This window comes from Mycobacterium sp. UM_Kg27 (genome assembly GCF_000972905.1).
In the GTDB taxonomy this organism is placed as follows: Bacteria; Actinomycetota; Actinomycetes; order Mycobacteriales; family Mycobacteriaceae; genus Mycobacterium.
On record NZ_JRMM01000211.1, the window covers coordinates 1 to 4594 of the forward strand.

Here is a 4594-nt window from a genome sequence, read left to right on the forward strand (position 1 = left end):
TGTGTATAAGAGACAGGTGGTGGTCTGGGGCGGCGGCGCTGACGTCGTGGCCACCGGCGGCGGTGCGGGAGCGCTGGGCTGCGGCGGCGCGCTGGGCTTCGGGGCCGGTGGCACCACGGCGCTGGTTTCAGGAACAACCGGCGTCTCGTCGTCCTGGCCGCGGGTCAAGCTGTACAGCGCCCCGGCAACGGCGATCAGCGCCACCACGATGCCCACCATCAACACCAACCGCGGTAGCCGTGAAGGCGCTCGACGGCCTGAGATCGGCGCAGCGGGCACCGCAACTGTCGGACGGCGTCCGGTACCCGGATCTTGGTCGTAGTAGGGGTCTTCGGCATAAGGGACGTAGGGCACCGGTTCGGCAACAGCGCTGCCGTCCTCCTGCGACCAGGCGAACGCGTCCACCACAGCGCCGGAGCCGGGAGCAGACATCACGGTCGGCGCCATGTCGGTCGCGTCGACGGCTTCTGCTTCCCTGGTGGCCTCGTCGTCCTGCGGGTCATACATAGCTGACTACCTTGGATCGACAACGGCTGGAATGGCCTCACCATAGGCGGGGCCGAACCGTTCAGGATCGCCGACACACCGGCGGTCGGCGGGCTATCAGCGGATTCACACCACGGTCAGCGGTAACGATTTGCGGGTGCGGAACACGAAATCCGCACCGCTGCTGACCTTGGTCACCATCACCTCGGGCAGTTCTTTTGCCTCGACATCGGTCTCGGTCAGTCGAGCCGTCCATTGATCTGCTGCCCCCTCGATCTCGACCCGCAGACGCGGGTTCACGGCGGTCGCGATGGCCTGCAGCGGATTGACGTTCTGCGGCGAGCACAGCGTGATCCAGGCATGGTCGTCGTGGGCGGGCGAGGGGTGCACCGCGATGGTGTTCTCGCCGAAGTCGGCGCGCACGTAGCCGGTCGGGTTGAGCAGTGGGTGCAGTTCAAAGGTGCGCAGCGCGCCGTCGATGTCTGCGGGCAGTTTCAGCGCGTTCTTGATCCGCTGGGCGCCCAGCCCCGCCAGGCCGGTGAGTTGGCGCCGCCCCACCGATGCGGCCAGCTCGTCGGAGTTGGCCCGGGCGCGGACCGCGAGCGCGAAGGACAGGTAGAGCAGGTGCATCTGCAAGCACACCTCGTCGGCGATGCGGACCAGCGCCGAATGGGAGAACGCGCTGAAGTCGACGTCGGTCAGCAGCGGTCCGGAGTAGTCCGCTAGGCCTTCGTCGGTGGCATCGATGTCGTCGAGTTGCCAAGTGGCGGCCCGGCTTTCACTGATCACCGCCAGCGCGGGAATCGGCTGGGCCGGCGGGTAAGACTCGTCGATGATGACGGTCCAGTGACAGTGCGGTTGCCGGTCCGATGGCGTGCGAGGTGGCCGGTGTACGGGACGGCACTGGGCGTGGACATTGGTGGCCACCGCGGTGGCGTCGAAGGTCGGGTCCTCGATGGTGTGGCACATGCCGAAGACGTAGTCGTCGCCCATCGGCTCCACGTCGAGCAGCGCACCGCAGCTGGCCAACTCGAACTCGCCGTTCCAGCGGTCGTGGACGGTGAAACGAAAGTCCATGAACTGCGGCGGGGAACCGATGTCGAACTGCAGGCCTTTGAAGATGGTGAAAACGTCGTTGCCGGTGTAGCCCAACGCGCGCTGCATGCGCTGGGTGTAGATGGGGCTGGCGCCCGCCCATTCCTCGATGGCGATCTGCACCATTTCCTCGCGGCCGAACTCCGAGATGCACCAGGCCATTCCGGACCGGTCGATCATGTGCCCGATCAGCAGCAGTTCGGGCACGAGCACAGCCAACTCGTCGCGGGACAGCGACGCATACCTGGATTCGGTCACGCGCTAAAAAATAGTTGGATCTATGTTATAAAGTCAACAATGTCTATTCCTGCTGGTTCCGCCCGGGTTTCGGGGCCCGCTGGGCCGACCCGGCGGACCAGCTCGCCCCGCAAGCGCGGCGACGACACCCGTGCCCGGATCATCGACGAGACGGTGCGCTGCATCAGCGAAGAGGGTTTCGGCGCAGCGACCGCCAAACATGTCGCCGAGCGGGCCGGCGTGACCTGGGGTGTCATCCAGTACCACTTCGGGGACCGCAACGGCCTGTTGATGGCCGTGGTCGACGACGGGGTGGCCGAATTGCTGACGAGCCTGTCCGCCGTCGACGTCAGCGAGCTGGGACTGCGGCAGCGCATCGAAGCCGTTGTCGACACCGCGTGGCGCTGCTACGCCAGCCCGACCTCGCTGGCCGCGTTCGAGATCCTGCGGGCCACCCGCGGCAGCTTAGGTGAGCAGTCCCACGAGCACTTGATCCAGATGAACACCGCGATCAACAGGCTAGGCCGGCTGGTCTCCGACGACCCCGCGGATTCCGGTGTGGCCGAGGTGATCTGGGCAGCGCTGCGGGGAATCATATTGGCGCAGATGCTGATAGGCGGTCCCGTCGACTGGCACACCGAGCGGCGGGTGTTGCTCGACATGGTCGCCCACTACCTGCAACGTGATCGAGGTCAGCCGATCGAGCGTTAGCCCGTCCGCCAGTGGGCCGGAAGCGGCTGACCCTCACGCTGCCGGGTGTGATACGCCCACGACGACGCCAGCCAGCCACTGCCATTGGTCAGCGTCGTGATCGGCTTACCGTCCTGATCGTCGTTTTTGCCGTTGGTCTTCGGATTGCGGCGAGCGTTGGAGTCGGGCGTTGCGCCTTGGCCCGCCGTCGTTCCCATCATCGCCTCCTGACATGCCATTCCCGGCGGCAGCCCGCCGGCGACCGGCAACGGGGTTTCGGCGGCAGCCAGCGTGAAGGCCACCGGCTTCATCTCCGGGGCAGCAGACGCCCAACTCGGCGGCACCGACAGCCCGCCGACCGGGAGCGCCCTGCCGACACCGGGACCCATCGCCGGCGTGGTGGATGCCGACAGCACCCCGCGCGGTCCGATCCCCTCGAAGGTCAACGCACCCTCGGCACCGCCGCGGACATACACCAGACGCCCCCAGCCGGCGCCGTTGCTCACCACGGTGTACAGGCTGGAGTCGAAACTGAGCCCACTGGAGGCGACGCTAGTGAACGGCGACACTTGGCCCAGATCGGCGACCAGGGTCTGCCACCAGGAGGGCGGGTCGGTGGCGGTGGCCGCCGGATGCAGCACCTGCTGCAGGGCCGTCTGCAGGGCACCGTTGAGCGGGGCCGCGGCGTGACCGTCGGCGACCGTCTTGCCGACCGCGGCCGACTGCGCACCGGGTCCGGCCGGGTTGGTGGTCTGCGGGGCGTGGTCGAGCGCCGGCAATGCGCTGGCCGGCATCGCCGCCGCCGCGTAGCCGTACATCGCGACGGCGTCTTGGGCCCACATCTCGGCATACGCAGCCTCGGTGGCGGCGATGGCCGCGCTGTTCTGACCGAAGAAATTGGTGGCGACCAGGGCGGCCAGCAGCGCCCGGTTGGCGGCTATCACCGGCGGCGGAACCGTCGCGGTGAACGCGGCCTCGTACGCGGCGACGACGGCCTTGGCCTGGCTCGCGGTCTGTTCGGCATTGGCGGCGCCGGCCTGCAGCCACGCCACATAGGGCGCTGCAGCGCCGGCCATCGCGACCGACGCCGGACCGGCCCATGCCTGGCCGAGCAGAGCCGAAATCGCTCCGGAGTAGCCGCCCGCGGCGGTCTCCAATTCGGCGGCCACAGCGTCCCAGGCCGCCGCCGCGGCGAGCATCGGTCCCGCGCCGGGGCCGCTATACATCCGGCCGGAATTGATCTCCGGGGGAAGCAGCCCGAAGTCCATGGCGGCCACTAGCCAGCAGCCGGCGGACGCGGCACCACGGTCCGGCGCGCAGCGGCCGCGCGCGACGTCGCCGCACCCAGACCGCGACCGGCCAAGGTGCCGAGCATGGTCTCACCGAACGCCCCACCTGGCACCCCGGTGGCAAAGGCCGGCGCCGGCGACACGGCGGGGGCCGGTAGCGGTGCTCCCGCCGAAGTCAGCGTGACCGGCATCGCCCAGCCGTGCGGCACCGACAACGCCCCGATCTTGAGCGCGGTACCGGCGCTTGCCGACGACCCGACACCGCCCAGTCCGGCACCCAACCCGGCACTGCCGAGTCCGGTTTTGCCCAGCCCCAGGCCGCCCAGCCCCAAACCGGCCGGGCCGATCTTGGGTGGGTGCAGGATTTCGTCGAGGCCGCCGGGGTTCTCCGCCTGAAACGCCGCCAGACCGATCCCGTTGTTGACGTTGCTGAGCATGTTCGCCGTTCCCGACCAGCTGGTCATCGTCGCGCTCATGCCCTGGGTGGCCAACCCGGTGAACGGCGATACCTGCCCGATGAGCGAAGTCAGCCAACTCATGAAATCCGTCGGGCCGGCGGCCGCAGCATCCGAAGCCGCCTGGGTGACCGCGGTGGACTGTGCGGCCACCCCGGCGCTGTTGGTGGTCTGCGGCGGCTGGTTGAACGCGGCCAGATTCGCGGCGGCCGCCGAAGAGCCGGCGTAGCGGTACATCGCGGCCGCGTCCTGCGCCCACATCTCGGCGTATTGACGCTCGGCTTCGGCGATCGCCGGGGAGTTCTGCCCGAAGAAGTTCGTGGCTGTCTCTTATACACATCT

Annotated in this window: 4 protein-coding genes and 2 pseudogenes; 1 reads left to right on the plus strand and 5 read right to left on the minus strand. The window is 68.5% G+C overall.

Features of this window, described 5'->3' with window-relative positions; genetic code table 11:
- Positions 1–507, minus strand: a pseudogene (locus tag LI94_RS23995) (hypothetical protein); the annotation flags it as partial.
- A 105-nt stretch (positions 508–612) separates the two neighbouring features.
- Positions 613–1839, minus strand: a complete 1227-nt coding sequence (locus LI94_RS20370) for a hypothetical protein (protein WP_046302354.1) — start codon at positions 1837–1839, stop codon at positions 613–615.
- 39 nt (positions 1840–1878) lie between these two features.
- On the opposite strand from LI94_RS20370, the gene LI94_RS20375 reads away from it, so the two are divergent.
- Complete coding sequence (locus LI94_RS20375; protein WP_024443348.1) at positions 1879–2529, plus strand: TetR/AcrR family transcriptional regulator; 651 nt, start codon at positions 1879–1881, stop codon at positions 2527–2529.
- Here the strand turns inward: LI94_RS20375 and LI94_RS20380 are convergent.
- The 3 genes and pseudogenes from LI94_RS20380 to LI94_RS25145 form a co-directional block, all read right to left on the minus strand.
- On the minus strand, positions 2526–3776 hold the full coding sequence (locus tag LI94_RS20380; protein ID WP_152664893.1) for a PPE family protein: 1251 nt from the start codon (positions 3774–3776) through the stop codon (positions 2526–2528). The genes LI94_RS20375 and LI94_RS20380 overlap by 4 nt on opposite strands.
- Positions 3777–3784: 8 nt before the next feature.
- The gene (locus tag LI94_RS25210; protein WP_343252083.1) at positions 3785–4489 is read right to left on the minus strand and encodes a hypothetical protein; all 705 of its coding nucleotides are present in this window, start codon (positions 4487–4489) and stop codon (positions 3785–3787) included.
- A pseudogene (locus LI94_RS25145) lies at positions 4466–4564 on the minus strand (PPE domain-containing protein); the annotation flags it as partial. The gene LI94_RS25210 and the pseudogene LI94_RS25145, both read right to left, overlap by 24 nt.
- Positions 4565–4594 lie beyond the last annotated feature (30 nt).